Here is a 26,575-nt window from a genome sequence, read left to right on the forward strand (position 1 = left end):
AGCGGGAGGCGGGCACGGCTCGCCTCCCGCTTGTCGTCGGTACCCCTGCCGCCAACTGGCCGACCCCACGACGGCCGTTCGGTCGTCGTAGGCGATCATTGCCCGCGACACCCCATGTTTGCCTGGGCTCACCGGGGAGGACGCCGTGCCCGAGCACACGCTGGCCATCAAGGGTCTGCACAAGCGCTTCGGCTCGGTGGTCGCGCTGCACGACGTGGGCTTCGAGGTGCGGCCGGGCGAGCTGTTCGGGTTCGTGGGCAGCAACGGCGCAGGCAAGACCACGACGATGCGGATCGTGCTCGGCGTGCTCACCCCGGACTCCGGTGAGGTGATCTTCGACGGGGAGCCGATCACGCGGGCGGTGCGCACCCGGATCGGCTACATGCCGGAGGAGCGCGGTCTGTATCCGAAGATGAAGGTCGCCGACCAGCTGGTCTACCTGGCCGAACTGCACGGCATGAGCAGCGCGGACGCACAGGCCGCGACCCAACGCTGGCTGGCGCGGCTCGATCTGAGCCACCGACGCCAGGACGAGGTGCAGAAACTCAGCCTGGGCAATCAGCAGCGGGTCCAGCTGGCGGCCGCTCTGGTGCACGAGCCGGACCTGCTGGTGCTGGACGAGCCGTTCTCCGGGCTCGATCCGGTCGCGGTCGACGTGATGAGCCAGGTGCTGCGCGAACAAGCCGCCGGCGGCGTCTCGGTGATCTTCTCCAGCCACCAGCTCGATCTGGTCGAGCGGTTGTGCGACCGGGTCGGCATCATCGCCAACGGCCGCATGGTGGCCGTCGGGTCGGTCGAGGAACTCACCTCGTCGGCCGAGACGCAGCTGGAGATCGTCGCCCCGGAGGCGGAGCCGGGCTGGGCGAACGACGTGCCCGGTGTGACGGTCGTCGAGGAGCGGCCACCACGCACGCTGCTGAAACTCGCCGCGGGGGCCGACGACCAGGCGGTGTTGCAGGCTGCTCTCGCCACCGGACCGGTCACCGGCTTCACCCGGCATCGTCCGTCGCTGGCCGAGCTGTTCCGAAGTGTGGTGGCCGACGAGACCGGCGGGAGGGTCGATGCGTGACGAAGTCGCTCCGCTGACCGCTGTCCGGCTGGTCGCCCGGCGCGAGCTGAACACCCGGCTGCGTACCCGCTCGTTCGTGCTGTCGACCGCGGTGATCATCGCCGTGCTCGTGGGTTATCTCCTGCTGCAGGCGTCGATCTTCACCGACGCCGCGCGCACCGATGTCGGGCTGAGCGGCCAGGCGTCCAATCTCGCCGGTCCCCTGCAGGTCGCCGGCGAGCAGGTGGGCCTCGACGTGCACACCAGCGTGGTCACCGACAAGGCGCAGGGCCGCGCCAAGCTCGAGGCCGACGAGCTGGACGCGGTGGTGTACGGCAATCCGGCCGAACTCAAGGTACTGGTGCGGGCCGAGCTGGACTCGCGGCTGCGGACCGCGTTGACCGAGCTGTCGCGGCAGCAGATTCTCGCCGGAGAGCTGGCCAAGGCAGGCGTCACGGACCCGCAGGAGGTGCTCGCCCAGGCGGGCCAGGCCGACGTCGCCGTCAGCACGATCGAGCCGGCGGGCGCCGAGCACGGGCAACGCCTGGGCATCGGCCTGGTCATGGTGTTTCTGCTGTTCATGGCCATCAGCACGTACGGAACGATGGTCGCCCAGGGCGTGGTGGAGGAGAAGGCCAGCCGGGTGGTGGAGATCCTGCTGGCCACCGTGCGACCGTGGCAGCTGCTGCTCGGCAAGGTCATCGGAATCGGCGCGGTCGGGCTCGCGCAACTGATGATCGTGGCCGGTGTCGGCCTGGTCATGGCGATGGCCAGCGGCGTGGTGACCCTGTCCGGCGTCGCCGTGAGCGCCCTGGTCTGGGGCGTGGTCTGGTACTTCGTCGGCTTCCTGCTGTACGCCACGATCTTCGCCGCGGCAGGCTCGCTGGTGTCCCGGCAGGAGGATGTGCAGTCGGTGACCACGCCGGTGACCATGGTGCTGACCATCGGGTTCGTCGTCGGCCTCAACCTGATGCTGCAGAACCCGAACGGCAGCGGCGTGGTGACGATGTCCCACATCCCCCTGCTGTCCCCCGTGGTCATGCCGGGGCGCATCACCGCAGGGCAGGTGGCCGGTTGGGAGATTGCCGTGTCGCTGGTGGTCACGTTGGCGACGGTCGCGGCCCTGACCTGGCTCGGGGGCCGCGTCTACCACAACGCGGTGCTGCACACCGGCAGCCGCATGCGGGTGCGGGACGCGCTGCGCGGGGCTCGCCTCTAGCCGCCCGAAGGGCAGCCAGGCCCCGTGTGCGCCGCTCCAGACGCAGGAGAGCCCGCCGACACGTCACACGGCTCGCCGGCAGACCCACGAAGGCCCGCTCACGCGATGCCTGCTTCCCGACGCACGAAGGCCCGCGGATCTCGCTCGGGAGATTCCGCGGGCCTGGGTGAAGGCTGCGTCAGCGCTGCTCGATCGGAACGTAGTCGCGCTTGCCGTAACCGGTGTAGACCTGCCGTGGACGGCCGATCTTGCGCGCCGGGTCGTTCATCATCTCCCGCCAGTGCGCGATCCAGCCCGGCAACCGGCCGAGGGCGAACAGCACGGTGAAGTACTCGGTCGGGAAGCCGAGCGCCCGGTAGATCAGGCCGGTGTAGAAGTCGACGTTCGGGTACAGCTTGCGCTCGATGAAGTACTCGTCGGACAGCGCGCGCTCTTCCAGCCGGACGGCCAGATCGAGCAGTTCGTCGTTCTTGCCGAGCTTGTTGAGGATCTCGTCGGCGGTCTGCTTGATGATCTTGGCGCGCGGGTCGTAGTTCTTGTACACCCGGTGGCCGAAGCCCATCAGGCGTACGCCCTTCTCCTTGTTCTTGACCCGGCTGACGAACCGGTCGACGTCGCCACCGTCGTCGCGGATGCCTTCCAGCATGGTCAGCACCGCCTGGTTGGCGCCGCCGTGCAGCGGGCCGAACAGGGCGTTGATGCCCGCCGAGATGCTGGCGAACAGGTTCGCCTCGGACGAACCGACCAGCCGCACGGTGGACGTCGAACAGTTCTGCTCGTGGTCGGCGTGCAGGATGAACAGCAGATCCAGCGCCTTGACGACCTCGGGGTCCGCCTCGTAGGGCTCCGCGGGCAGTCCGAAGGTCATCCGCAGGAAGTTCTGCACCAGGCTCTGCGAGTTGTCCGGGTACAGGAACGGCTGGCCGATCGACTTCTTGTACGAGTACGCGGCCAGGGTCGGCAACTTCGCCAGCAGACGCACGGTGGACAGCTCGACGGCTTCGGCGTCGAACGGGTCGAGGGAGTCCTGGTAGAAGGTCGACAGCGCGGACACCGCGCTGGACAGCACCGGCATCGGGTGCGCGTCGCGCGGGAAGCCGTCGAAGAACCGCTTGAGGTCCTCGTGCAGCAGCGTGTGCCGCTGGACGCGGTCGGTGAACGACTCGAGCTGCTCGGCGGTGGGAAGTTCGCCGTAGATCAGCAGGTACGACACTTCCATAAACGACGACTTCTCGGCGAGCTGCTCGATCGGGTAACCGCGGTAGCGCAGGATCCCCGCGTCGCCGTCGATGTAGCAGATCGCAGACGATGCCGCCCCGGTGTTAACGAATCCGGGGTCCAGGGTGATGTACCCGGTGGAGGCCAGCAACTTGCCGAGTTCGATGCCGGAAGCACCTTCCACGGCCGGCACGATCTGCATCTCATGCTCGCCACCCGGTACTCGCAGCGTCGCTGTCTCTGCGCTGCTCGGCTTGGCTGCGGCGTCGGACATGGGTGGTCCTCTCACGTGGATTGGGGATTCGGCCCTAACCTATCCGACTCACGCCGGTTTATGCAGCACGCTGACGACTTTGCGTCACCACCATCACTGGCCGTTCGGGTGATCGACCTCACTCGCCCGCCTGGGCTGTGTCGGACGGGTGCCGCTCGGTAGTCTTAAGTGAGCAGCTGTTCGCATCAAATCGGAGGAACCCGTCCATGCCTGCCGAGCGTCTGCTCCCCTCCACCGAGGCCGAGGATCTGGTGTCGCTGGCGCGCGAGATCGCCCGCGAGGAGTTGGCCCCACTGGCCGCCGAGTACGAGGAGCAGGGGCGGTTCCCGCGCGAGAAGTTCCGCTTGCTCGGCAAGTCTGGCCTGCTCGGGCTGCCTTACCCGGAGCGTTGGGGCGGCGGAGACGTGCCGTACGAGGTCTACCTCCAGGTGCTGGAGGAGATCGCCACGGCGTGGATGTCGATGGGCGTCGGATTGTCCGTGCACACCATGTCGTGCTTCGCGCTGGCGCACTACGGCACTGATGAACAGCGTGACAAGTGGTTCCCGGCCATGCTGAGTGGTGAACTACTGGGCGCCTACGCCTTGTCGGAGAGCCATGCCGGGTCGGACGCGGCGGCACTGTCCACCCGCGCAGTGCGTAGCGGCGACGAGTATGTGATCAATGGCACGAAGGCCTGGATCACGCACGGCGGCGAGGCGGATTTCTACACCACGATGGTGCGCACGTCACCGGACGGCGGTAAGGGCATCACGTGCCTGCTGGTGGACGCGGACACCGAAGGCCTTTCGGCTGCCGAGCCGGAGAAGAAGATGGGTTTGACCGGCTCCACCACCGCACAGATGATTTTCGACGACGCGCGGGTTCCGGCGGAACGCCGGATCGGCGAGGAAGGTCAGGGGCTGCGCATCGCGCTGGAGTCGCTGGCGTCCGGACGACTCGGGATCGCCGCGTGCGCGGTCGGCCTCGCGCAGGCGGCGCTGGACGAGGCGTTGGCGTACGCGCGTGAGCGTCGGCAGTTCGGTCAGCCGATCATCGACTTCCAGGCGGTGGAGTTCATGCTCGCGGACATGGCGGCCGCGGTGGAGTCGGCGCGAGCGACCTACCTGGAAGCTGCGCGGCGCCGGGATCGTGGGCTTCCGTTCGCGCGGCAGGCGTCGATCGCCAAGCTGGTCGCGACGGACAACGCCATGAAGGTGACCACGGACGCGGTGCAGGTCCTCGGCGGCGCGGGTTACACGCGCGATTTCCCGGTGGAGCGGTACATGCGCGAGGCGAAGGTGCCGCAGATCTTCGAGGGCACCAACCAGATTCAGCGGTTGGTGATCGCGCGGGAACTGCGCAAGTCGTCCTGACGGCTCCTTCGGGGTTCGCGAGCCGCCTCTGCTGCTCACCCGGCACGGGCGTTCCCGGCCCCTTGCCCCGGCGTTGTCCCCGGCGGCCTGGTCCGCTCGCCTTGTTCGGCACTCGCGCGTGCAGGACCTCGCCGACCGGCGTTGTCCTCCGGGCGCTCACTGAAGACCTGGCCGACCGGCGTTCTCCTCCGGGACGGTCACTGAAGACCTGGCCGACCGGCGGCGCTCACTGTTCGGTGAGCCGGCGCTCCATCTCGGCGTGCCCGCTGAGGTAAGGCCCGAGATCCCGCATGCGGGCGAGCCGGATGCCCGCACGCGGGAAACCCTGCCTGCCGTGCAAAACGATCCCCTGACCGCCGATGTTGTGGTACGCCCACCACTCGGTCGAACCCGCCAGCAGGGCGAACTCGTACTGCTCACCGTCGACCTCGACCGGGAGAGCCTCCCAGGTGACGTCGGTTCGCTCCGGCAGCGTGGCGAACTCCTCGTCGGCCCGGCTCAGCCAGATCTCGTCGATCACTTGTGCCCGGGTCTGCTCCGTGCGACAGGTCATGACTTCGAGCTCGGCGTCGTCGTCGCGTCGGTGAGTCAGGCCCCAGCACGTGAACTGTCTGGTGTCGTCGATCAGAGTGTCGAAATATCGCAGTCCACGCCATGTCGGCTCCAGCCCGTACAGCGGAACGTCGGCGGTCGTGAATCGTTTCGCGTATTCGGCGCGGCGCCGCTCGTGGTAATCGGAAGAAACGGCCGACATGACGGTGTACAATTCCTCCATCGTGTAGCTGCGCGTCACGGGCGAGGTGAATGCCGTGGCCGCGGAGACGACAACTGTCAGCGCTAGCGCGCCGAGGGGAAAAGGCCACCAGGGCCAGTCGAGCGCGAAGGCCGAGGCGAGCCCGAGCCCCAACCCGACCACGGCAGCCAGGACGTAGATGTGAATGCCGGGAACGACACGTCGGTTCATCCGGATCGCGTCGACGACCCGCCANGGCAATGCAAGCAGCCTGCGGCTCCGCCTCGACGGCGACCACTCCCGGGATGCCGTCCAGACCACATAGCCCTGCTGCTTGCGCTTCACGCTGCTCAGTATCGGCGGACGCGAACGTCGACCCGATCGATTTTCGGCGCCTGTGACCTGGTTGAACCACTCTGAGTGAACCTCGTACCGCTGTCCGCGACCCTTCCGGGCTGAGTTTTCCGGATCCGGTTGCAGCCGCAGTGTCGGTGTGTTGTCCTCGCCGCCGGAGGGAGGAACCAGGGGGTTTCATGTCTGGCGGGTTCAGCATCGATTTGTCCGAGGTGCGCCACTTGGTGCACACGTTGGAACATGCGGAAGAACGCATGACCCGCGCCACCGATCAGCTGCGGGACGCGAGCTTCACCGACCTCGGTCATCCGCACCTGGACAAGGCGGCCGAGGAATTCCAGGACGACTGGGAAGACGGCATCGACGAGATCAGCGATCTCACCGGGGACATCGTCGACGGCTTACGGAAAGCGTTGAAGGTCTACCAGGAGCTGGACGAGGGCGTCCGGGACACGCTCGGCGGTGGGGATCAGGGCCATGTGGCGAGCAGCATCGGGCCCGACCCCGGGAGCTCGATCATTCAGCAGCGCCTGGAGGGGAACTGATGGCGCGCGAATTTCCCGCCCTCGGCTTCGATCCGGCACCCGGCAACATCGACCGGATCAACACGCTGGCGGACAACCTCGGCACCATCGCTCGGGACCTCGGTGAGGCCCACACGGACCTGGTCAACCTGGGCAAATCGGAAGGCATCTGGACGGGTTCCGCCGCGCAAGCCTTCTCGGAAACGGTCGAGGACCTGCCGGAGTATTTGGACAAGGCGCACCGGTCGTTCTCCGATGCTTCCACCGCCCTGTCCGGCTGGGCCGACGATCTCGTCGAGCTGCAACGGAAGGCCGCGTCGCTGGAGGCGGAGGCCGCCAGGGCGGCAGGCGAGTTGAAACGGGCGCAAGCCAACCCGGACCTGGACCTGGCGAACCGCAGCTTCCCGATCGGCCCGGAACTGGATCGCGCCCGGCGCTTGCTCCAAGCCGCCGAGGCCGAGGTCGAGAAGGCACACCGCAGCCTCGAGGAGATCCGGCGGCAAGCACGGCGCCTGTTCGAGTCCCACGGCGAGGAGGCCGTCCGGGTCGCCGCTGCGCTCAACAGGGCGCGCGAAATCGCTCCGGACACGCCGTGGATCGACATCGGCGGCTTGTTCGACGCCATCGGTGACTTCTTCTCCGACGTCGCCGACACCATCGAAGGCCTGCTCGCCGACATCTCCGACGCGCTGGCCACACTCGGTGAGTGCCTATCGGTACTCGGCAACGCCATGGGAGTTCTCGCGCTTGCCACCTCATTCATTCCCGGTGTCAATGCCGTGACCGCCGCAGCCGCAGCAGGTATCAGCGGCCTGGCGGCCGGCACGAAACTACTGGCCAAGGCCGGTGGGGCCGATATCTCGACGATGAGCATCGTCATGGACGGCCTGGGGGCTGTCCCCGGCGGCCGGCTCGGCGCAGCAACCAAGCTCGCCAGCACCGGGAAGGCATCCAAGATCACAGTCACGATGGCCAAAGGCGGCACAGTCGGACGGACGCTCACCGGATTGAAGACAGCCGCCGGTCAAGCCGCCATGGGCGCAGCAAAGGACGCCGGCAAGAACATGCTGAGAAAAATTTCACCCGGCCTGGCCAAGAAACTCCAACCCGGCAACTTCTCGGCCGCGAAAGATCTCGCTCGAAACCTCGGCCGCGGAAGAATCTCCGACATCGTCCACGACGCCGCCAAGCAGGCACACCAGAACAACGTCAAACTTGCCAACTTCTTTGCGAAGGGGTTCGGCAAAGAGATCAAGGGGCCCTATTCGACCGACGGAATGATTGGTGGCGCGCTCGCTCAGGCCGGGAAGTCGGGAGGAATCAAACTAGGAACGGAATACGCTAAAGACAAGTTCTCGGACGACTAAGGACGAACCGACTCATGCAAGTTCCTTCGTTCTCGGTGACCTTACCCGAAGGATTCGTCGAGTTACCGAGAGAAAGCGAACCATCCGCCGAGCGTCTCGTCGAGCTCGCGCAGGAGTGGCAGGCCGCACTCGGGGTACCGAACCCGGGCGAACTGACCGAAGGCAGCCTGGAGACCGCGGCCATGCTTGCGGCGACCGGAACGGCCGCCGCAGTGGCGGGTTCGACGCACACATCGGCAGCGCTCTACCGTTCGCCGGAAGCCGCTCGCCCGATCATGGTCCTGGTGAATCTGTTCACCGAACGGACAGATCACGAAGCAGTGTCCGAGGCATTGGAGCTGGTGCAAAAGCTCTCAACGACTCATAGTTTCGACCGTCTCGAGCGCGTGTCACTCCCGGCCGGGGAGAGCATCGTCACCGAGACCAGCCACGCCGGCCGACACGAGAGTCCGATCGGGCCGGTCACGCTGACCACCCGGAGTCTCAGCGCGTGGATCCCCGCACCGCACCTACCAGAAACGGTGGTTATCGAGGTCAGCAGCAACAACGCGGAGGATTGGTCACACGTGGCCGGCTTGGCGAAGCACATCTTCGACACCTTCACGTGGGAAGAGGAATGACCACAACAGAGCGGTCACACGAAGTCAAGCGACCGACGCTGGTGCGGCCTGCGCTCCGCGTCCAGGCCCCAGATGGCGTCGAGTGGCAAGTCGAGCACCGTATCTCGCCGTGGCGACGCCGAATTCAACCGATCGCTTTTGTCTGGTTCATGCCGCGTCGCTACAGCGAGGTCACTCCGAAACGACCGGCACCGAGGCCACCGAGCGACGAAGACGAGAAGACCCAGGAAATCCGGCGACCGAGAAAGAATCGACTGGAAAAGCTTCCCGCGTGGCTCGCTTATATAACAATAGTTCTGATCGCGGTACTCGAGATGCTCTACGGCATGTTCGTATTAGCACTCATGGTCGTCGACATAGCCGCCCGCCTGGCTGTCGCCCTGATCCTTTCGGTCTTCCTCGGTATCGAAGTGCTCGCGCAGTGGATCGTCGGCTCGATAAGCCGACTCTCACCCAAAAAGCGCGGACGAGTGGATGTACTCCGTACGCTTCCGGAAAACAAATGCATCGCCGCTCAGACGGTTGTCACCACGCAGAGCGAGGCCGACGCACGTCAGCTCGTTCAGGCCTTGGCCGCGTATCTGCAGCAGCACTCGCCGGTCGAACTCAGCGACGACCCCGAGGCACAGAGTCTCATCATCGGACACCACGGGCACATCACTGACGTGAAGACAGTTCATCTGGGCGGGGGCGCCGAGAACTTGACCATTGCGGACCGTCTGGACCCCGACGGCAGCGCCCGCGCAGACGTCTGGCGCCGTCTGTTCCGGTGATGCCGCACGCCCGTTTCATCTACGTCGGCAGAAACTTCTCAGGGAGCCACACCCATGACGAGCCCGAGCAGCACCAATACCGAGCCGAAGAAGATTCGCAGCCCGACCCTTCTCCGCCCCGCTCTACATGTCGAGGATCCGGCCGGTGTGCAATGGCAGGTCGAGCACCGTATTTCGCCATGGCGGCGGCGTATCCAGCCAATTTCGCTCGTTTGGTTCACACCCAGGCGCTACAGCGAAGTCGGGCCAACATCTCCGGCACCAACACCGCTGAAGAAGAACGGGGGTTCCAAAGAAGCTGGGGACACCGCGGACAAACCGAAGGAGGCGCTCGACGAGTTCACCTGGAAACTAATTCCGTACGGCCTGCTCTTCATCGTTCTTTGGGTCCTGGGCTTCGCCTACTCGTTATTCTTGATCGCGTTGACGGTGCTCGAAATGGTGATTCGGCTGGCCGTTGCGCTGATGTTCTCGGTTCTCCTCGGCTGTGAAGTTCTCATTCAGTGGATCGTCGGCGCGATTCAGCGCCTTCAGTCGGGCAAGCAGGGACGCGTCGACGTGCTGAGGACGCTGCCTGAGAACGGACGTATCGCCGCACTGACGGTCGTCATGACCCCGACCGAAGACGACGCACGCCGCCTGGCCCAGACGTTGGCTACCCAGCTGACGCACCATGCTCCGGTCACTGTCTCGCGCGACCCGGACATGCAGAGCCTTGTGATCAGCCACAAGGGCCGGATCGCCGACGAGAAAATGGTCCACCTGGGCGGGATTCCTGACACCATGACGCTCGTAGACCGAATTGACCCTGGCGGCTTCCGCTGGCAGATGCTGGGCCACTTCCTCGGACATTGACTCATGCGCAGGCACAGCTGACATGCGATCAACAGAAACCACGACCAGGATCAGCGCAGAGGCGACGTCAGTTCGTCGGCCGACAATCCTCCGCCCTGCTCAACGGATCAAGGACCCGGACAGCGGCGAGTGGCAAGTGGAGCACCGAATCTCGTCATGGCGGACCGCATCCAGCCGGACGCCGTCGTTTTGTCCAGGCCGCAGCAATTCTTGGAAGCGATCTTCTCGGAAAAGCGCAACGCGTGGCCACACGAGTGGCTTCGCCGGCGCGGTCGCGCAGTCGGAACCCCAGCAAGCAGGGCCGGGTCGACGTCATCCGAAGGCGGCCGGAGAACAAGCAGATCGGCACCCTCACGGTCATCACGACACCTACCGAGAACGACGCTCGCCGGCTCGCCCAGGAACTGACCGCTCACCTCAGGTACGAGACCACGACCCGGCTCGACAACGACCACACCGCAGCAGCCTTGTTGACCACTCGCGGTGGACGGATCGTCGACCACAAGATGGTCCACCTGCCGCACGCCCGAAAGACCTGGGTGTCTTGGCTGGATCCGTTCGGGGCACGCGGCAAGCTGGTGGAGATATTCATCGACGGGATTTGACCCGCACAGCCGGTCAATCCTGCTTGGTCGACACCGCCGGGTGTTCGTCCGCCGCCTCGTCGGCGGGTCGTGCGCTCGCGGCCGGCGTGCGATAGCGCCAGAAGCTCGGCAGCCACGCCACGACCGCGATCGTCAACACGACGACCAGGACCCCACCTATGACGCTGGCCAAGCCCGCCCCCACCGCGGCGCCGCCCCAGCCGTGCACGAGGTCGGCAACCCGCGGACCGCCCGCGACGACCACGGTGAACACGCCTTGCATGCGACCACGCATCTCGTCGGTGGCCTCCAGCTGCAGCAACGAACTGCGGTGCACCGCGCTGACCAGGTCAGCACCACCGCCGAGCGCCAGGAACAGCACCGCGAGCCACAGCGAGGTCGACAAGCCGAAACCGACGACGGTCAGACCCCAACAGATGACCGCGACGGCGATGACGGCTCCGGAGCGAGACATGCGCGAGAACCAGCCGGAGAACAGCCCGAAAATGGCCGAGCCGAGCGGGATCGCGGCGAACAGCCACCCGAGCGCGGGCCCGCCACCCGGCGGATCACCGAACGTCGTCTCGGCCATCTCGGGGAACAGCGCGCGCGGCATGCCCGCGACCATCGCGATGATGTCGACCAGGAACGACACCATCAGCAGCTTGCGTGCGGCGAGGTAGCGCAAGCCGTCTGCGATGTCACGCAAGCCCGCGCGCCCGGTGGCCTCCGCAGCACGCGGCATTCTCGGCAGCCGCCACACCATGAGGGCGGCAAGAATCAGCGCAATCGTGTCGATCAGATACAGCGTCGACAGGCCAAGCACCGGGATCAGCGCCCCGGCCATCAGCGGACCGAAGACCATGCCGAACGTGGTCGTGGTGAAGTTCAGCGCGTTGGCCGTCGGCACGAGCTCGATCGGCACCAGTCGCGCGATCGCCGCGGACCGTGTCGGCATGTTCACCGCGACGAACGACTGCTGGAGTGCGAGTAACACCAGGACGGCCGCGACCGAGTTCAGCCCGCTCGCGGCCTGGGCCCACAACAGCGCGGACGTCACCGCGACGCCGATGTTGCTGACCAGCATCACCGTGCGCCGGTCGACCGCGTCGGCAATCGCCCCACCCCACAGGCCGAACACCAACAGCGGCACCAGGCCGACACCGCCGGCGACCCCGACCCACCCGGATGACTGCGTGATGTCGTAGATCTGCTTGGGCACCGCCACCGCGGTCAGCTGACTGCCGATGGCAGTGGCCACGGTGGAGAACCACAGCAACCGGAATTGTGGTACGCGAAGTGGCCGGGTGTCGATCACCGCCCGGGCCAGCGCTGAGCGCACCCGGGACACACGCCGGGTGCCCGTCGCCATATTCGTGAGGCTAACTCACGGTCGGCAGCGACTCCCACTCAATTCGGCGAGGCCTTCACCACGTCCTTCATCACCTGCTGCGCCTGCTGCACCTGCCCGGCACTGATCTCCGGCGTGTCGTTGACGGACCACCCCCGTGGCGGGAACGGACGCAACCCGATGTGCAACCCGCCCGGAGCATCGACGTTTCCGACATGCGAGAGGTAAATGTCGTACTCGCCGATCTCGGTGCGGAAGGACAGCGCAGGCTTGCCATTCAGCTGGATCTCCTCGAGCTCGCCGGGCCCGGCAAGGTCGGAGTACTCCCGGGGGACGTACATCGGAGCGGGCGGCAGCACGTTCGTGGTGATCTCCAGCTCGTGATCCGGCGAGACGAAGTAGCAGGATTGCCGGAAATTCAGTGGCTCGAAGTTGTCACCGAAGTGCGCTTTCACGGCCGACTCGAACACGGCGCACTGAACGTTCGGGTCTTGCGCCATGGCTGCGGTGATCGCCTCGTACCCCTCCGGGGCTGCTTCGCGCGCCCGGCGGGCGAGGCCCGAACCGCCGACATGCCGGGCCGATCGACCAGCGCTCGGCGGTCCATCAGGTCAGTTCAGCGACCGCTCCACCACATCCGCCATGGCCCTCTGGGCCTTTTCCACCAGTTCCGGGCTCACGGTCGGATTCTCGTCCGTATCGATCCCCCGTGGTGGCGACACCTGGACGAACAAATTCAATCCACCCGGTGCATCCAAATCATTCACGTGCGAGACATAAATGTCGTACTGGTTTCTCCTGCTGTCGAAGAACACCAGTGCAGGACGACCACCGAGTTCGATCTGACGACGATCGACCGATGCGCCCGGCTCGTCGCCGTACTGATTGGGTATGTGTCCCGGCAACTCCGGAAGTACGGAAGCCCCGATGTCGATCGTGTGCGTCTCGTCGACGAAGTAGCAGAATGCCCCGTAAGTGGCAGCCTCGAAATTCTCGCCGAAGTGCTTCTGGATGGCCGGATAGAACACCGCGCACGTGGCGTCGCGAGTCTTCGTGTCCGCCTCGACCATCGCGTCATAGCCACGCGCAGCCTGTACTGGGTGATACGGCTCGCAGTGCGGCCCCGCCCCGTTCGCAAAGTGCGCGCAGGCACCCGGAGCCGCCGTATCGTTCTCCGTCGGCTTGTACAGCAACCTGGATTGCGGCTTGCCCGCTGACGACGGCTTACCCTTCGCCTTCTTGATCACCTTCGACACCAGGCCGTTGATCTGACCGCATGGAGCCGACAGCTCCATCAGCAACGACTCGGAGCCGTCCTGGGCAACCCGCGAGGGCCCCTGCACCTACTCGGCCACGCAGTCGTCGACCAGGCGCGCACCGTGACCTTCTTGCCCCCGATGGTGCGCCGCGTACCGGACCGGATGTCGTCCTTACTGCCGTACTGGACCTCGAGCTTGACCGATTTGTTCTCGCCCAGAGCCCAGCACCCACTGAACGGGTCGTATGTCCCGTTCGGCCGGTACTTGCACTTCTTGCTGTCCGGGAGAATCTCGACCAGCATCGTGCAGCCGTCCCACGCGGCGAACGGGCGCTTGTTCGGCGCCAGCTTGATCGAGCCGGGCCTGCGCAGCTTCTTCACCACGTACTCGCCCCAGCTGTGGAGCACACCACAGGACGCGTCGAGCCCAGCCCCCGCTTCGTCCTCGTAATCCAGATCGACGCTCAGGTCGAAGCTGACCGGGATGAACACGCGGCACTGCTCCAGCTCGCCGAGCGTGCGCATCTCGTAGGCCTTGGCGCCGGCGAGTTCGATCGGTTTGGCCCGGAACCTGGCGATGTGCTCCTGCACCTCGCCGACGGCCACCCTCATGATGTCGCCGCCGAATCGCTTCTCCACCGCGGCGCACGCGTGTGGGCCGAGCGGAGCCTTCTGCACAGAACTTTCCGACGAGACTCGCTTGGCCAGCTTCAGATCGACCAGCGCGCAGGCGTCGATTCGCCGCAGCGCCGAGAGCACAGCGACCTGACTGCGATCCTTCGGCCGCTCGGCCTTCTTCGCCGGCGCGGACGGCGCCGGAGCGACCTGCCCTGCCACGGGCTTGCCTGCCACGGTGGCACTACAACCCGAAGCGAGCAGACACAGAGCGACGTCAGCAACGAACGCCCGCAACATGAATCCCCCAGACCCTTCCAGTCGAGGGATAGTTTCGCACGGTGGACCCGCTCTGTACTGGGAAAGCCGGGGTGGTCACCGGTCAGGGGTATCGAACAGAGCGTTTAAGCGCACCTGATGCGCCACTCGCGTCGCCCAGTCGAAGCGATGCCGTATGCCGCCGCGCAAACGCAGATCGCGCCGACTGCCCGCCTGTATACGGGCCCGGCAAAGAAAAACCGGCGAAGAGGCCCTTTTCAGCTCAAGGAGCGACCCGCTCGATCCGCCATTCGTCGTCGTCGCGCACGTACCGAAGCCGGTCGTGCATGCGGTCTTCCCTGCCCTGCCAGAACTCGACGACGTCCGGCTTGATGCGCCAGCCACCCCAGTGCGGCGGCGGGGGAATCTCCTCGACGTCGGCGAAGCGCCGCTCGACGGCCTTCAGCGCGTTCTCCAGCGCCCGCCGGTCCGGCATGATGCCCGACTGCGGCGACGCCCACGCGCCAAGCTGCGAACCCCGCGGACGTGACGCCCAGTACTTCGCGGTCTCCGCGGCAGGCACCTTCTCCACCGGACCACGGATGTGTACCTGACGGTGCAGCAGGTACCACGGGAACGTCGCCGACGCGTACCGCGTGCTCGCCAGCTCGTGGCTCTTCGCGGACGTGTAGTTGGTGTAGAAGGCCACACCGCGGCTGTCCAGTCCCTTGCACAACACCGTGCGCGACGACGGACGACCTTCCGGGTCCGCGGTCGCCAGCACCATCGCGTTCGGCTCGGAAACGCCCGACGAGATGGCTTCGTCCAGCCACCGCTGTAGTTGCTCTGTCCATGTCGGGGCCAGATCGGCCTCGTTGAGGGCCTCCCCTTCGTAGGAGACCCGCATGCCAGGCAACACGACGGCGAGATCGGGTACTTCGCCGTGATCAGTGGTGGTCTGGGACATACTGCAGCGCCTCCGGGTTTCGGGAGCGGACAGATCCCAACCGACGTTAAAGCGTGCGCCGAGTTCTAGGGAAGACCCAAAACGTCGACTGGAGGTTCGGCAACGCCAGGACCATTATCAATGGCAGCGCGACGTGAGCAATCTCTCGACCCGCGCTGACCTGGTAACACACACCGACCCAGCCCTCGCGCGTCGCTGCGGACCGCCGCCGCGCACCGTGCCGACGGCCCGGCCGGAACGGCGAAGGAGGCCTGACCATGGCAGACAGCGCGACCGACGGTTTCGTGCCCGGGTTGGAGGGCGTGGTCGCCTTCCGCACCGAGATCGCCGAGCCGGACCGTGACGGGGGCGCGCTGCGCTACCGCGGCGTGGACATCGAAGACCTGGCGGGCCGGGTGACGTTCGGCGACGTGTGGGCGTTGCTGGTGGACGGCAGGTTCGGCCGCGGCCTGCCGCCGGCCGAACCGTTCCCGATCCCGGTGCACACCGGCAACGTACGCGTCGACGTCCAGGCCGGGTTGGCGATGCTCGCGCCCGTGTGGGGCTACGAACCACTGTTGGACATCACCGACGAGCAAGCCCGTGAACAGCTCGCCAGGGCCGCCGTCATGGCGTTGTCCTACGTGGCCCAGTCGGCCCGCGGAATCCACCAGCCCGCGGTCCCGCAGGCACGCATCGACGAGTGCTCCACCATCACCGAGCGGTTCATGACGCGCTGGCGCGGAGAACCGGACCCCGCGCACGTCCGGGCGATCGACGCCTACTGGGTGTCCGCCGCCGAGCACGGCATGAACGCCTCGACGTTCACCGCTCGCGTCATCGCCTCCACCGGAGCTGACGTGGCGGCAGCGCTCTCCGGCGCCATCGGTGCCATGTCCGGCCCGCTGCACGGCGGCGCTCCCGCGCGGGTGCTCCCGATGGTCGAGGAGGTCGAACGCACCGGTGACGCCACCGGTTTCGTCAAGCGCCTGCTGGATCGCAAGGAACGGCTGATGGGCTTCGGGCACCGCGTCTACCGCGCCGAGGATCCGCGCGCTCGCGTTCTCCGCCGCACCGCCAAGAACCTCGGCGCTCCCAGGTACGAGGCCGCGGCGGCGCTCGAACAAGCGGCCCTGGCCGAACTGCGCGAACGCCGACCGGACCGCGCGATCGAGACCAACGTGGAGTTCTGGGCCGCGGTCATCCTGGACTTCGCCGAGGTTCCGCCGCACATGATGCCCGCGATGTTCACCTGCGCCAGGACCGGCGGCTGGTGCGCGCACATCCTGGAGCAGAAACGCACCGGGCGGCTGGTGCGCCCGTCCGCTTCCTACATCGGACCGGGGCCGCGCAAACCGGACGAGGTCGCCGGCTGGGAGTCGGTCACCGTGCTTGACCAGGAGGTTTGAGGCCGCGCCGGTTGCGACATCCGAATGAAGTTCGGTTTCCGGATGTGGCCAGCGGCAACGATGGGCACCCCAAGCCGATCAGCGCTGCAGAATGGCTCGCATGCTTCCCACCACGGAGTACGCGCTGCTGTCGCGCATCGCCACCGCGCAGGCCCACGGCCGGGCGCCGTCGCTGGTGGCCGGTGTCGTTCGAGACGGTGAACTCGTCTGGTCCGGCGCGCGCGGATTCGTCGACGGCTCGATCCCGGACAACGACACCCAGTACCGCATCGGCTCGATCACGAAATCGCTGGTCGCGGTGCTGGTCATGCGCTTGCGCGACGAAGGCAAGCTGGCGCTGAACGACCCTGTGAGCCGTCACCTCGGCGACTCACCGTTCGGGCACCTGACCATCGCGCAACTGCTGTCCCACACCGGTGGCGTCACGTCGGAGTCCCCGGGGTCGTGGTGGGAACGCAGCCCAGGAGGCGGCTGGGACCAGCTGGCGGAGAGCCTGACGCCCGAGGAGCTCAAGCTCCGCGCCGGGCAGCAGTTCCACTACTCCAACGTCGGCTACGGGATCCTCGGCGAACTGGTCAAACGGCTGCGCGGCAAGGAGTGGTACGAGGCGCTGAAGGCCGAGGTGCTCGAACCGCTGGGCATGATGCGCACGGTCCCGCACCCGGACGACCACGCAGCCCAGGGCTGGGCGGTGCACCCGTTCGCCGACGTGCTCCACCCCGAACCGGCACCGGACGCCGGTGCGATGGCCCCGGCCGGTCAGCTGTGGTCGACGGTCAACGACCTCTCCCGCTTGACCGCGCTCGTCGCGGGTCACACCGCGGGCGTGCTGTCCGCGGACACCGTGGCGGAGATGCGCGCGGCAGCCACCGTCGAGGACGGCGAGCAATGGCAGAGCGGCTACGGGCTCGGCCTTCAGCTGGTGCGCCGGGACGGGCACGCCTACGCCGGGCACACCGGGTCGATGCCCGGTTTCATCGCCTGCACCATGGTCGACAGCGCCACCGGCACCGGCGCGCTCGCCATGAGCAACACAACCGCGGGCGTGCCGATCCTCGGTGTCACGCTCGACCTGATCGCACTCGCCGACCAGCACGAGCCGCCGCTGCCGCAGCCGTGGCAGCCCGCCGACATCGACACCACGCTGCTGGAGCTGACCGGTCTGTGGCACTGGGGCCCGACACCGCACCATCTGCGCGTCATGCCGAACGGCTGGCTGTACCTGGCGCCGGTCGGCGACGGTGGACGACGCTCCCGCTTCCGGCCGACCGGACAGGACGAGTGGGTCGGGCTCGACGGCTACTACGCGGGCGAGACGTTGCGGGTCGGACGGGACGCCGACGGTGCCCCGAAGTACCTGAACCTGGCGACGTTCATCTTCACCCGCACCCCGTACGACCCTCAGGCGCCGGTGCCGGGAGGCGTGGACCCGAAAGGCTGGCGCTGACCCGAGTCGTCAGCCGCTGTCCACTGTTCGGTTGACACCCAGGTTCGGTCCGCTGGACGTCCCGCCAGGCGTGGCGCGGACCGCACGATCGGGGCATGACAGCAGCAATCACAGTGCGCGGGCTGCGCAAGGCGCATCGCGACGTCCGCGCCGTCGACGACATCGGCCTGACCATCCGCCAGGGAGAGGTGTTCGCCCTGCTCGGCCCGAACGGCGCCGGGAAGACGACGACCGTCGAGATCCTGGAGGGCCACCGCGCACGCGACGCAGGTGAGGTCCGCGTGCTACCCGCGACCTGCCGATCCCGACGAGGTCATCGACGCCGTCGGGCTCCCCGACAAGGCGACCACTCGCGTACGTGGCCTGTCCGGCGGGCAGCGCCGCCGCCTGGACGTCGCGCTGGGCATCATCGGCAATCCTGAGCTGGTTTCCTCGACTGGAACGCGGCCTGCTCCCACATGCTGGACGGGCGGTGTGACGTTGCGGGCTCGGTGTCCCGACCCGCGGGAACGGCGACTACCGTGAGCGGCATGAGCGAGCTGCAGATCCCGTCAGACCTCAAGCCGTCCGATGGCCGCTTCGGATGCGGGCCGTCCAAGGTGCGCCCGGAGCAGTTGGCCAACCTGGCCTCCGCCGGTGCCTCGGTGATGGGCACGTCGCACCGCCAGAAGCCGGTGAAGTCCCTGGTCGGCAGCGTGCGCAGCGGTCTGCGTGAGCTGTTCTCGCTGCCGGAGGACTACGAGGTGGTGCTGGGCAACGGCGGCACGACGGCGTTCTGGGACGCGGCCGCGTTCGGTTTGGTCAGCCGGCGGGCGCAGCACTTCGCCTACGGCGAGTTCTCCACCAAGTTCGCCAAGGTCACCGACGGTGCCCCGTTCCTGGACGACTCGATCGTGGTCAAGTCCGAGCCGGGCACCGCGCCGGAGATCACCTACGCCGAGGGCGCCGACCTGGTCGCCTGGGCGCAGAACGAGACCTCGACCGGTGTGGCCGTGCCGGTGCAGCGGCCCGAGGGCAGCGACGGTGCGCTGGTGGCCGTGGACGCCACGTCCGGCGCGGGCGGACTGCCGGTGGACATCACGCAAGCCGACGCCTACTACTTCGCGCCGCAGAAGTCGTTCGCGTCCGACGGCGGGCTGTGGGTGGCGATCCTCTCGCCCGCGGCCGTCCAGCGCATCGAGGAGATCGGCAAGTCGGACCGCTGGGTGCCGGAATTCCTGTCGCTGACCACCGCACTGGACAACTCGCGCAAGGACCAGACGTACAACACCCCGGCGGTCGCCACGCTGTTCCTGCTCGACGACCAGATCCGCTGGATGCTCGACAACGGCGGGCTGGAGTGGACCACGCAGCGCACGGCCGAGTCGGCGAACCGGCTGTACACGTGGGCGGAGAAGACCGCCTACACCACGCCGTTCGTGTCCGACCCGGCACTGCGTTCGCAGGTCGTCGGCACCATCGACTTCTCCGACGACGTGGACGCCGCGGCCGTCGCCGCCACGCTGCGCAGCAACGGGATCGTGGACGTCGAGCCGTACCGCAAGCTGGGCCGCAACCAGCTGCGCATCGGCATGTTCCCGGCCATCGAGCCGGACGACATCTCCGCGCTCACCGCGTGCGTCGACTGGGTCGTCGAGCGGCTCGCCTGACACCGAGACACCGACTGGCGCCGGGTCCCGTGATCGGGGCCCGGCGCTAGTCCGTTTCGGACACTTCGGCAAGGCACCTAGCCCGATTGCGTGATCAACTACAACAACCTGCGCGTGCCCCGGCGCGCCTCGCACGTCAAGCCGCCACGCCGAACTACGGTTACCACCCAGACAGGTGACGTCGTGGGAGGCGGGATACATGCGAGCGCTGCGGGTGGTCGGGCTGCACGAGGACGGCAAGTCCGTCGTGTGCGAAGACTCCGCAGGCGAGAAGTACTCGATCCCCGTGGACGAACGGCTGCTTGCCGCAGCTCGGGGCGACCTCAGTCGGCTCGGTCAGGTCCAGATCAGTTTGGAGAGCCAGATGCGCCCACGCGAAATTCAGGCCCGCATCCGCGCCGGTGAGACGGTCGCGCAGGTCGCCGCCGCCGCGGGCATGCCGGAGCAGCGAGTCGAGCGCTTCGCCTACCCGGTCTTGCTGGAGCGGTCCCGGATCGCCGAGCTCGCCCAGCAAGCCCACCCGGTGCGCGAGGACGGGCCGGACGTGCAGACGCTCGGTGACGTGGTGGCGCACGCGTTCTCGGTCCGCGGCCAGGACTACAGCAGCGCGACGTGGGATTCCTGGCGTGGTGAGGACGGCAAGTGGGTGGTCTGCCTGCGCTGGAAGGCGGGCCGCTCGGACAACCGCGCGCACTGGTCGTACTCCCCCGGCGCGCACGGCGGCACCGCGGTCGCGCTGGACGAACCCGCCGAGGACCTGCTGGACCCGGAGGGTCGCTCGCGCGAACTGCGCCCGGTGCTGGAGGAGACCGCGCCGCCCGCGGAGGAGCGCGAGGACTGGCAGGGCACGCTGGACGAGGCGTTCGAGGAGACCCCGGCCGCGAAGAGCCCCGAGCCGGCGCGCGCGGAAACGCCCGACCCCGGTCCGGAGCAAGCCGACGACGACACCACCGAGATCCCGAAGGTCCCGGCCGCGTCGTCGAACGGCAGGCGCAAGGGCCGCAAGAACCACCCGGTCGTTCCGGCGTGGGAGGACGTCCTGCTGGGCGTGAAGAGCCAGCGCGGCTAGGTGAAAAGCCGGCGCGGCTAGACCGGCTCGAGCGGCTGGTGCGGCTCGGCGGGCAGCTCCACCGAGATCGGATCCCCGGGTCGGACGGTTCCGCCGGTTGCCACGACGCCCATGACGCCTGCCTTGCGGACCAGGCGACCTGAGGAGTCCTTGGTGAGCACCGCCTTGAGCATGCCGCTGGAGAAGTCGTCGATCTGGTAGCAGGGATTCCGCAGCCCGGTCACCTCGACCACGACCTCGTGGCCGATGCGCAGCCGTGTGCCGGTCGGCAGGTTGAGCAGGTCGACGTCGCGGGTGGTGATGTTCTCGCCGAGATCGCCCGGCTTGACGGTGAAGCCCTGCGCGACGAGCTCGTCGTGCAGCTCGGAGTGAATCAGATGAACCTGGCGCAGGTTGGGCTGCTCGGGATCCCGCTTGACCCGGGACCGGTGCTTGACCTTTGCGCCGCGGTGCGCGTCGCCGACCGCACCTTCCCCGGCGACGAGGGTGATCTCCGGCTGGGAGTACTTGCTGAACGAGTGGGTCGGGCTGACGGCGACCGCGGTGACGACTCCATCCATGCCGTCAGTCTGCCGATCGATCCAGCAGGGCTACCAGTTTTTTCGGCGCCACACACCGGTAGGCGTCCCGCACGATCTCGGCGATCTCGTCCCAGTCCTGCTCGACACCCAGGTTGACCCCGAGCCATCCGCGATGACCGACATAGGGCGGCCGGTAGAACCGCTGTGGGTCGCTGCCGACCAGCGCTTCCTGCACCCCGGGCGCGGCCGCGCACCAGAAACCGAGCACGTCGTCGTGGTGGTGATCGGCATAGCTGACGAACAGCTTCTTGTCCCGCACGAACCACGCGGGCTCGCCGTGGCTGACGCGTTCGGTGGTTTCCGGAAGCGCCAGGCACAGCGCGCGCAGGCGTGGCAGCGGGTCGTCCGACATGCGGGCAGGCTAGAGCAGGACGACCAGCACGCCAAGCCAGGAAACGGCCAGGCCGCCCGCGGCTCCGAAGCAGACCCACCGCATGGTCGGCACGTGCCGGCCGATCCACAGCGACGGCGCCATGCCCGCGGTCACGATCAGCGCGGCGACGAGGGCCGCCCAGCCTGCCACGGCCTCGGTGATCGTGGTGGCCAGCGCGAGCATGCCGACCAGCACGACCGCACCGATCATCACCGACACGGTCAGCCCCGGCCCCCACGGCGTCGGCTCGCCGGGGGTGCGGCGGAACCAGTGCGCGGCCGGCGTGGCCCGTCGTGGCGTGGGCTCCTGTGGGACGACCACGATCGCCGAATCCGTCACGGGGTCGACGTAGCGGACCGGGCGATGCAACTCCGCGGCCACTCGACCGGCGAGTTGATGACCACGACGGCTGACCACACCGACGGTTTCGGCGGTGGATTCCGTGGTGCGGATGGCCGTGGCGACCCGCGCCCACTCGTGCAGGGCCGCGGCCAGCTCGTCACCGAGCGGGAAGGACTCGGGTTCGGCGGCGTGCCGTCCGGCGGTGAGCACGGCACGCTCACCCCGGACGCGGAGCTCCACACTCGAGCGTTGGCGATCGGCCGTCATCGTTCGCCGAGCCTAGCCTGTTCCGCCAGCTCGTAGCAGGCGATCGCGCCCGCCACCGCGACGTTCAGCGAGTCCACGTGCTCGGCGATCGGGATGCGCACCGCGACGTCGGACACCGCCAGCGCCTCCTCGCTGAGGCCATGTCCCTCCGAGCCGAGCAGCAAGACGACCTTGCCGGGATGTCGACGACCGAATTCCCGCACCGACACGGCGCCCTGCCGTGGGGTCAGCGCGCCGATGGTGAAACCGGCTTCGTGCAGCGATGCGGCCGCAACTGCCAGGTCGTCCACCGTCGTGAACGGCACGTGCAGCACGTGACCCATCGACACCCGCACGCTGCGTCGATACAACGGGTCCGGACACCCGGGGCCGACGATCACCCCGTCCACCCCGAACGCGGCCGCGTTGCGGAACAGCGAACCGATGTTCTCGTGGTCGTTGACGCCTTCCATGGCGAGCAGCACGCGGCCCGCGAGCAGGCGTTCCCACGGCACCGGTGCGGCCCGGTCGGCGACAGCCAGCACGCCGCGATTGAGATGAAAGCCGATCACCTGATCCATCACGTCCGCGGTCGTCACGTAGGCCGGCACGGCCACCTTGTCCAGCCGGTCGGCCAGTTCCTCGACCCGGTTGCGCACACCCATGACCGAGCGGACCGGATACGGCGAATCGAGCAACCGCTCCACCGCACTGGTCCCCTCGGCGATCACCAGACCACGGCCACCGGGACGGTCGGGGCGGCGATCGGCGCGCTTGAGGTCGCGGTAGTCATCCAGCCGGTGGTCCGCGGGATCGGCGACGTCGACGAGCTCAGCCACGTGCCGAGTCTCCCGCAGTGCTCTGTCCAGGCGACGACGAGGGGTCTCCCACCAGGAACGACTGCGCAGCGTCAACCCCGCCTTACCCGTTGTACCGGTTTGGCCGCTAGCCGCTGCGGGCAAACCCGTGTCACCGTTACAGGCCGGGGTTCGCCACGAGTGCCACCACGACGAACGGGGCGGGGAGCGCAAGAACAATGACCGACGATGTGCTGGCGAGCTCGAGCTCGTCGGACCGTGCCCGTTATCGGCGCAAGGTCCAGCGGTGCCTGGACACCCTCGCACAGATGCTGGCCGAAGGCAGTTTCATCTCCCGGCCGCAGCGCATCGGGTTGGAAATCGAACTCAACCTCATCGACGAGCAGATGCGCCCGTCGATGACCAATTCCGAAGTGCTCGCGGCACTGGACGACCCGTCGTTCACCACCGAGCTGGGCAGGCACAACCTGGAGCTGAACGTGCCGCCGCGCAGGCTGGACGCCGATTCGCTGCTCGAGCTCGACCTGGAACTGCGCAACTTCCTCAGCGACGCGGACGCGAAAGCCGGCGAATGGGGCGCGGGCCTGGCGATCATCGGCATCCTGCCGACGCTGGGGGCCGAGCACTTCGAGGCCAAGTGGCTCACGTCGAACGCCCGCTACTCGAAACTCAACGACAAGATCCTCGCCGAACGCGGTGAGCACACGCTGCTGACCATGGACGGCGTCGCGCTGCCCGGGCGGCGACCGGAGCGGCTGCGCGCGTACTCGGACACGATCCTGCCCGAGGCTGCCTGTACGTCGATGCAGCTGCACCTGCAGGTGGGTCCCGAGGAGTTCGCGCCGTACTGGAACGCCGCGCAATGCCTGGCGGGCGTGCAGCTCGCGGTGGCGGCCAACTCACCGTTCCTGCTCAGCAAGGCGCTGTGGCACGAGACCCGGCTGCCGCTGTTCGAGCAGTCCACCGACACCCGCCCCGAGGAACTGAAGAACCAGGGCGTGCGGCCGCGCGTGTGGTTCGGCGAGCGGTGGATCAACTCGATCTTCGACCTGTTCGAGGAGAACGTCCGCTACTTCCCCGGCCTGCTCACCGAGACCGACCCGGAGGACCCGCTGGACACGCTCGCCGCGGGCCACACACCGAAACTGACCGAGCTGCGCATGCACAACGGCACGGTGTGGCGGTGGAACCGGCCGGTGTACGACGTGGTGGACGACGAGCCACACCTGCGGGTGGAGAACCGCGTCCTGCCCGCCGGCCCGACGGTGATCGACATGGTCGCCAACGCCGCGTTCTTCTACGGCGCCCAGCGCGCCCTGGCCGAGGCGGAGCGGCCGGTGTGGACGTCGATGTCGTTCCAGGCGGCCGAGGACAACATGCACCGCGGCGCCCGGCACGGCATGGACGCCGAGCTCTACTGGCCCGGCCTGGGCTGTGTGCCGCCGGACGAACTGGTGCTGCGCGAGCTGCTGCCGCTGGCCGCCGAGGGCCTGGCCGCCGCCGGGGTGTCGTCGCGCGTGTCCGACAAGTACCTCGGGGTCATCGAGCAGCGGTGCCTCACCCGGCGCACCGGCGCGGCGTGGCAGCGCGCCACGGTCGACAAGCTGGAACGCGCGGGCATGGACCGCGAGCACGCGTTGCGCGCGATGCTGTCCGACTACATCGGCCTGATGCACCGGGGCGATCCGGTGCACGAGTGGCCGGTGTAGCCGTGCCCGGGTGAGCCTGCGGTTATCTCAGCCGGGCGGGTGGGTATCACGTGGTCGTGACCACATCCCGATTGACCTCCAGCTAAGTCGAGGTTGCATCGTGGTCTCGGCAGATGATCACCCGGTTCGACCCTTGGGGTGATCGGGACTAGGTTGGATAGCGGAATTCCCACCCGTGTGAATTGAGGGAGCACAGATGGCGCTCTACGAGCTTCCCGATCTCGACTACGACTACGGCGCGCTCGAGCCGTACATCTCCGGCGAGATCAACGAGCTGCACCACAGCAAGCACCACGCGACCTACGTCAAGGGCGCGAACGACACGATGGAGAAGCTGGAGGCGGCCCGCGAGGCCGGTGACTACGGCGCGATCGTCGGCCTGGAGACCACGCTGGCGTTCAACCTGGCCGGGCACGCCAACCACGTGGTGTGGTGGAAGATCCTGTCGCCGGAAGGCGGGGACAAGCCGACCGGCGAGCTGGCAGCGGCCATCGACGAGAGCTTCGGTTCGTTCGACAAGTTCCAGGCCCACTACAACGCGGTGGCCACCACGATCCAGGGCAACGGATGGGCCGCGCTGTCCTGGGACCCGCTGGCCAAGCGGCTGATCATCCAGCAGCTGCGGGACCACCACAACAACATGGCGCTGCCCACCACGCCGATCCTGATGACCGACATGTGGGAGCACGCGTTCTACCTGCAGTACAAGAACGTGAAGCCGGACTACGCCAAGGCGCTGTGGAACGTCTACGACTGGGCGGAGATCGGCAAGCGGTTCGACAACGCCGTCAACGGCGGCAACGGCCTGCTCGGCTGAGTTCAACCCGCTTCACTGGCCCGGATCCGGCTTCGCCGGCCGGGCCAGTTGCCGTTTCGGCGGCATGATCTCCGGCACCCGGGGGCGGTACTCGCCGGCCACTGTCTGCGTGGCCGGCATCACCACCATCCGTGCCGACATCCGACCGGAGTATCATGCGGATGCGACGAGGCCCCGTGGCGCTTGCTCCGCCACGGGGCCTTCGTGCGTTCCCGAACTGACTGCCGCTCCCACCACGAAGCGACGAGACTGAGGTTAGCCTAACCTCACCTACAGCGCAACACCGGGTCCCCGATCGTGCCAGGCTCGGCCTACGGTTCAGCCATTCGCTGGATCAGCTCCGCGGCCTGATCCAGGATCTTGCGCTCCTGCGGGGTCAACTTCGCCAGCTGCTCGTCCAGCCACGCCTCGCGCGCGGTGATGGTCGCGTTGACGTACTCCAAGCCTTGCCTGCTGAGCTCGACGATCGCCTGCCTGCCGTCGGTGGGGTGCGGTCGCCGGTCGACGTAGCCCATCTTCTCCAGCGCGGCGATCACCCGGGTCATCGACGGCGGCTGGACGCCCTCCTTGCCGGCGAGCTGCCCTGGCGTCATCGGCCCGCACTTGTGCAAGGTCGACAGCGCGGACAGTTGCGTGAGCGTGACACCGGTAGGGGGGTTCTGCGCCCGCAGGCGCCTGCTGAGCCGGACGACGGCCAACCGCAGGCGGGCAGCCAGCCCACGTTCACTGGTCCGCTGCACGGTGTCCATTCCGTCAGCCTACC

General features: G+C 67.5%; 27 protein-coding genes and 1 pseudogene. 16 read left to right on the forward strand and 12 right to left on the reverse strand.

The features are described from left to right. The first annotated feature begins 145 nt into the window (after positions 1–145). Complete coding sequence (locus YWM_RS0103715) at positions 146–1,069, forward strand: ABC transporter ATP-binding protein (RefSeq protein ID WP_028849580.1); 924 nt, start codon at positions 146–148, stop codon at positions 1,067–1,069. After that, positions 1,062–2,267 carry an ABC transporter permease gene (locus YWM_RS0103720; protein WP_028849581.1) on the forward strand — a complete coding sequence of 402 codons (1,206 nt, stop codon included), beginning with the start codon at positions 1,062–1,064 and terminating at the stop codon, positions 2,265–2,267. The genes YWM_RS0103715 and YWM_RS0103720 overlap by 8 nt, the downstream gene beginning before the upstream one ends. A 178-nt stretch (positions 2,268–2,445) precedes the next feature. Here YWM_RS0103720 and YWM_RS0103725 read toward each other — a convergent pair whose 3' ends face one another. After that, a complete protein-coding gene (locus tag YWM_RS0103725; protein WP_052344529.1) occupies positions 2,446–3,759 on the reverse strand; it encodes a citrate synthase in 1,314 nt (437 codons plus the stop codon). Between the two features lie 206 nt (positions 3,760–3,965). Here YWM_RS0103725 and YWM_RS0103730 point away from each other — a divergent pair, with 206 nt between their 5' ends. The 7 genes from YWM_RS0103730 to YWM_RS0103770 all read left to right on the forward strand — a co-directional run bounded on the left by YWM_RS0103730 (position 3,966) and on the right by YWM_RS0103770 (position 10,945). Further along, positions 3,966–5,114: an acyl-CoA dehydrogenase family protein gene (locus YWM_RS0103730; RefSeq protein WP_028849583.1), complete on the forward strand. Its 1,149-nt coding sequence runs from the start codon at positions 3,966–3,968 to the stop codon at positions 5,112–5,114. A gap of 1,266 nt (positions 5,115–6,380) precedes the next feature. After that, complete coding sequence (locus YWM_RS22080; RefSeq protein ID WP_043659579.1) at positions 6,381–6,746, forward strand: hypothetical protein; 366 nt, start codon at positions 6,381–6,383, stop codon at positions 6,744–6,746. Continuing rightward, positions 6,746–8,092 (forward strand): putative T7SS-secreted protein, encoded by a 1,347-nt coding sequence (locus YWM_RS22085; protein ID WP_052344530.1) that lies wholly within the window; start codon positions 6,746–6,748, stop codon positions 8,090–8,092. Before YWM_RS22080 ends, YWM_RS22085 begins: the two co-directional genes overlap by 1 nt. Positions 8,093–8,106: 14 nt before the next feature. Further along, complete coding sequence (locus tag YWM_RS0103750) at positions 8,107–8,712, forward strand: hypothetical protein (protein ID WP_028849585.1); 606 nt, start codon at positions 8,107–8,109, stop codon at positions 8,710–8,712. Further along, positions 8,709–9,485 carry a hypothetical protein gene (locus tag YWM_RS26025; protein ID WP_156914623.1) on the forward strand — a complete coding sequence of 259 codons (777 nt, stop codon included), beginning with the start codon at positions 8,709–8,711 and terminating at the stop codon, positions 9,483–9,485. The genes YWM_RS0103750 and YWM_RS26025 overlap by 4 nt, the downstream gene beginning before the upstream one ends. Before the next feature lie 54 nt (positions 9,486–9,539). Continuing rightward, positions 9,540–10,340 (forward strand): hypothetical protein, encoded by an 801-nt coding sequence (locus YWM_RS0103765; protein ID WP_156914624.1) that lies wholly within the window; start codon positions 9,540–9,542, stop codon positions 10,338–10,340. Between the two features lie 242 nt (positions 10,341–10,582). Further along, a complete protein-coding gene (locus YWM_RS0103770) occupies positions 10,583–10,945 on the forward strand; it encodes a hypothetical protein (RefSeq protein WP_156914625.1) in 363 nt (120 codons plus the stop codon). Positions 10,946–10,958: 13 nt separating this feature from the next. Here the strand turns inward: YWM_RS0103770 and YWM_RS22090 are convergent, their stop codons facing one another. The 5 genes from YWM_RS22090 to pdxH all read right to left on the reverse strand — a co-directional run bounded on the left by YWM_RS22090 (position 10,959) and on the right by pdxH (position 15,373). Continuing rightward, a complete protein-coding gene (locus YWM_RS22090) occupies positions 10,959–12,296 on the reverse strand; it encodes an MFS transporter (protein ID WP_156914626.1) in 1,338 nt (445 codons plus the stop codon). Positions 12,297–12,334: 38 nt separating this feature from the next. Beyond that, a complete protein-coding gene (locus YWM_RS0103780; protein ID WP_028849589.1) occupies positions 12,335–12,775 on the reverse strand; it encodes a hypothetical protein in 441 nt (146 codons plus the stop codon). A gap of 111 nt (positions 12,776–12,886) precedes the next feature. After that, entirely contained in the window at positions 12,887–13,576 is a 690-nt protein-coding gene (locus YWM_RS0103785; protein WP_156914627.1) for a hypothetical protein, read from the reverse strand. Further along, positions 13,570–14,385 (reverse strand): hypothetical protein, encoded by an 816-nt coding sequence (locus YWM_RS0103790; RefSeq protein WP_028849591.1) that lies wholly within the window; start codon positions 14,383–14,385, stop codon positions 13,570–13,572. The genes YWM_RS0103785 and YWM_RS0103790 overlap by 7 nt, the downstream gene beginning before the upstream one ends. A 304-nt stretch (positions 14,386–14,689) precedes the next feature. After that, positions 14,690–15,373, reverse strand: a complete 684-nt coding sequence (gene pdxH, locus YWM_RS0103795; protein ID WP_028849592.1) for a pyridoxamine 5'-phosphate oxidase — start codon at positions 15,371–15,373, stop codon at positions 14,690–14,692. Positions 15,374–15,630: 257 nt separating this feature from the next. Between pdxH and YWM_RS0103800 the strand changes: the two genes are divergently transcribed. The 5 genes and pseudogenes from YWM_RS0103800 (at position 15,631) to sepH (ending at position 20,926) form a co-directional block, all read left to right on the forward strand. Then, positions 15,631–16,761: a citrate synthase 2 gene (locus tag YWM_RS0103800; protein WP_043659582.1), complete on the forward strand. Its 1,131-nt coding sequence runs from the start codon at positions 15,631–15,633 to the stop codon at positions 16,759–16,761. A 100-nt stretch (positions 16,762–16,861) separates the two neighbouring features. Further along, positions 16,862–18,208 (forward strand): serine hydrolase domain-containing protein, encoded by a 1,347-nt coding sequence (locus YWM_RS0103805; protein ID WP_028849594.1) that lies wholly within the window; start codon positions 16,862–16,864, stop codon positions 18,206–18,208. Positions 18,209–18,303: 95 nt separating this feature from the next. After that, a pseudogene (locus YWM_RS25540) lies at positions 18,304–18,637 on the forward strand (ATP-binding cassette domain-containing protein); the annotation flags it as partial. 101 nt (positions 18,638–18,738) lie between these two features. Beyond that, complete coding sequence (gene serC / locus YWM_RS0103810) at positions 18,739–19,857, forward strand: phosphoserine transaminase (RefSeq protein ID WP_425426465.1); 1,119 nt, start codon at positions 18,739–18,741, stop codon at positions 19,855–19,857. A 199-nt stretch (positions 19,858–20,056) separates the two neighbouring features. Continuing rightward, a complete protein-coding gene (sepH, locus tag YWM_RS0103815) occupies positions 20,057–20,926 on the forward strand; it encodes a septation protein SepH (RefSeq protein ID WP_028849596.1) in 870 nt (289 codons plus the stop codon). A 17-nt stretch (positions 20,927–20,943) separates the two neighbouring features. Here the strand turns inward: sepH and YWM_RS0103820 are convergent, their stop codons facing one another. The 4 genes from YWM_RS0103820 to YWM_RS0103835 are packed head-to-tail and all read right to left on the reverse strand — an operon-like array spanning position 20,944 to position 23,307. Next, positions 20,944–21,486, reverse strand: a complete 543-nt coding sequence (locus tag YWM_RS0103820; RefSeq protein ID WP_028849597.1) for an MOSC domain-containing protein — start codon at positions 21,484–21,486, stop codon at positions 20,944–20,946. A gap of 4 nt (positions 21,487–21,490) precedes the next feature. Then, complete coding sequence (locus YWM_RS0103825; RefSeq protein WP_028849598.1) at positions 21,491–21,859, reverse strand: MmcQ/YjbR family DNA-binding protein; 369 nt, start codon at positions 21,857–21,859, stop codon at positions 21,491–21,493. Positions 21,860–21,868: 9 nt separating this feature from the next. After that, entirely contained in the window at positions 21,869–22,462 is a 594-nt protein-coding gene (locus tag YWM_RS0103830) for a DUF2537 domain-containing protein (RefSeq protein WP_028849599.1), read from the reverse strand. Between the two features lie 23 nt (positions 22,463–22,485). Then, positions 22,486–23,307 (reverse strand): TrmH family RNA methyltransferase, encoded by an 822-nt coding sequence (locus YWM_RS0103835; protein WP_028849600.1) that lies wholly within the window; start codon positions 23,305–23,307, stop codon positions 22,486–22,488. Positions 23,308–23,504: 197 nt separating this feature from the next. Between YWM_RS0103835 and YWM_RS0103840 the strand changes: the two genes are divergently transcribed. Together YWM_RS0103840 and YWM_RS0103845 are read left to right on the forward strand one after the other, a co-directional pair. After that, positions 23,505–24,995 carry a glutamate-cysteine ligase family protein gene (locus tag YWM_RS0103840; protein ID WP_028849601.1) on the forward strand — a complete coding sequence of 497 codons (1,491 nt, stop codon included), beginning with the start codon at positions 23,505–23,507 and terminating at the stop codon, positions 24,993–24,995. Positions 24,996–25,191: 196 nt separating this feature from the next. Then, the gene (locus YWM_RS0103845; RefSeq protein WP_028849602.1) at positions 25,192–25,812 is read left to right on the forward strand and encodes a superoxide dismutase; all 621 of its coding nucleotides are present in this window, start codon (positions 25,192–25,194) and stop codon (positions 25,810–25,812) included. 12 nt (positions 25,813–25,824) lie between these two features. Here YWM_RS0103845 and YWM_RS27020 read toward each other — a convergent pair whose 3' ends face one another. After that, entirely contained in the window at positions 25,825–25,953 is a 129-nt protein-coding gene (locus YWM_RS27020; protein WP_281168790.1) for a hypothetical protein, read from the reverse strand. Between the two features lie 170 nt (positions 25,954–26,123). After that, on the reverse strand, positions 26,124–26,561 hold the full coding sequence (locus YWM_RS0103855) for a MarR family winged helix-turn-helix transcriptional regulator (protein ID WP_028849603.1): 438 nt from the start codon (positions 26,559–26,561) through the stop codon (positions 26,124–26,126). Between the last annotated feature and the right edge of the window lie 14 nt (positions 26,562–26,575).

It is taken from the genome of Thermocrispum municipale DSM 44069 (assembly GCF_000427825.1).
In the GTDB taxonomy this organism is placed as follows: Bacteria; Actinomycetota; Actinomycetes; order Mycobacteriales; family Pseudonocardiaceae; genus Thermocrispum; species Thermocrispum municipale.

Excerpts from the sequence above, each read along its gene's own strand:
- YWM_RS22080 (WP_043659579.1), top strand. The coding sequence starts at position 6,381 with ATGTCTGGCGGGTTCAGCATCGATTTGTCCGAGGTGCGCCACTTGGTG.
- serC (WP_425426465.1), top strand. The coding sequence starts at position 18,739 with ATGAGCGAGCTGCAGATCCCGTCAGACCTCAAGCCGTCCGATGGCCGC.
- YWM_RS0103820 (WP_028849597.1), bottom strand. The coding sequence starts at position 21,486 with ATGGATGGAGTCGTCACCGCGGTCGCCGTCAGCCCGACCCACTCGTTC.
- YWM_RS0103805 (WP_028849594.1), top strand. The coding sequence starts at position 16,862 with ATGCTTCCCACCACGGAGTACGCGCTGCTGTCGCGCATCGCCACCGCG.
- YWM_RS0103855 (WP_028849603.1), bottom strand. The coding sequence starts at position 26,561 with ATGGACACCGTGCAGCGGACCAGTGAACGTGGGCTGGCTGCCCGCCTG.
- YWM_RS0103840 (WP_028849601.1), top strand. The coding sequence starts at position 23,505 with ATGACCGACGATGTGCTGGCGAGCTCGAGCTCGTCGGACCGTGCCCGT.
- YWM_RS0103845 (WP_028849602.1), top strand. The coding sequence starts at position 25,192 with ATGGCGCTCTACGAGCTTCCCGATCTCGACTACGACTACGGCGCGCTC.
- YWM_RS0103720 (WP_028849581.1), top strand. The coding sequence starts at position 1,062 with ATGCGTGACGAAGTCGCTCCGCTGACCGCTGTCCGGCTGGTCGCCCGG.
- YWM_RS26025 (WP_156914623.1), top strand. The coding sequence starts at position 8,709 with ATGACCACAACAGAGCGGTCACACGAAGTCAAGCGACCGACGCTGGTG.
- YWM_RS22085 (WP_052344530.1), top strand. The coding sequence starts at position 6,746 with ATGGCGCGCGAATTTCCCGCCCTCGGCTTCGATCCGGCACCCGGCAAC.
- pdxH (WP_028849592.1), bottom strand. The coding sequence starts at position 15,373 with ATGTCCCAGACCACCACTGATCACGGCGAAGTACCCGATCTCGCCGTC.
- sepH (WP_028849596.1), top strand. The coding sequence starts at position 20,057 with ATGCGAGCGCTGCGGGTGGTCGGGCTGCACGAGGACGGCAAGTCCGTC.
- YWM_RS27020 (WP_281168790.1), bottom strand. The coding sequence starts at position 25,953 with ATGTCGGCACGGATGGTGGTGATGCCGGCCACGCAGACAGTGGCCGGC.
- YWM_RS0103750 (WP_028849585.1), top strand. The coding sequence starts at position 8,107 with ATGCAAGTTCCTTCGTTCTCGGTGACCTTACCCGAAGGATTCGTCGAG.
- YWM_RS0103780 (WP_028849589.1), bottom strand. The coding sequence starts at position 12,775 with ATGGCGCAAGACCCGAACGTTCAGTGCGCCGTGTTCGAGTCGGCCGTG.
- YWM_RS0103725 (WP_052344529.1), bottom strand. The coding sequence starts at position 3,759 with ATGTCCGACGCCGCAGCCAAGCCGAGCAGCGCAGAGACAGCGACGCTG.
- YWM_RS0103800 (WP_043659582.1), top strand. The coding sequence starts at position 15,631 with ATGGCAGACAGCGCGACCGACGGTTTCGTGCCCGGGTTGGAGGGCGTG.
- YWM_RS0103730 (WP_028849583.1), top strand. The coding sequence starts at position 3,966 with ATGCCTGCCGAGCGTCTGCTCCCCTCCACCGAGGCCGAGGATCTGGTG.
- YWM_RS0103825 (WP_028849598.1), bottom strand. The coding sequence starts at position 21,859 with ATGTCGGACGACCCGCTGCCACGCCTGCGCGCGCTGTGCCTGGCGCTT.
- YWM_RS0103765 (WP_156914624.1), top strand. The coding sequence starts at position 9,540 with ATGACGAGCCCGAGCAGCACCAATACCGAGCCGAAGAAGATTCGCAGC.
- YWM_RS22090 (WP_156914626.1), bottom strand. The coding sequence starts at position 12,296 with ATGGCGACGGGCACCCGGCGTGTGTCCCGGGTGCGCTCAGCGCTGGCC.